Annotated in this window: 1 protein-coding gene; it reads right to left on the bottom strand. The window is 74.6% G+C overall.

Features of this window, described 5'->3' with window-relative positions; genetic code table 11:
- Positions 1–36: 36 nt before the first annotated feature.
- The coding region (locus tag RND61_RS32520; protein ID WP_315881764.1) for a Pycsar system effector family protein at positions 37–448 on the bottom strand (412 nt) is incomplete at its 5' end.

The raw sequence follows: 448 nt of genomic DNA, 5'->3' as shown, positions 1-448 counted from the left end.
CCTTCTGCGCGCGGGTCAGCTCCCTGCCCTGCCCACTCACGACGCACCTCCCAGCGCGATCACCGCAGCAGTGACGAGCAGGGCCCCGGCGGCGTAGGTCAGATCGATCGCGCGCTGGAGCCGGGCGAACTTGACCACCGCGATCCGGGCCAGCCCGGCGATGTCCTGCGCCCGCCCGTCCTGGGCGAGGTGGGCGCGGATCTCGTCAGGGGTGAGCCTGGCCCACAGGGGGAAACCGGTACCGCCGGAAAGGTTCGGGCGCACCGCCCGCAGCAGCAGCCCCACCACGGCCAGCAGCACGACGACGCCGGCGCCGCCGACCACGGCCGCGGCCACCGGCAGCCGCACGGTGCCCGCGAGGGTCCAGACGCCGGCGAGGGCGGCGCCGGTGAACGCCAGCAGCAACGAAGCCTTCGTGTCCGTGCGGGCCAGCTCCGCCTTCACCTCA

This window comes from Streptomyces tamarix, assembly GCF_032423885.1.
In the GTDB taxonomy this organism is placed as follows: Bacteria; Actinomycetota; Actinomycetes; order Streptomycetales; family Streptomycetaceae; genus Streptomyces; species Streptomyces tamarix.
The sequence above is the reverse complement of the archived record's forward strand: the minus strand, read 5'-3'. Positions and strand labels throughout refer to the sequence as shown.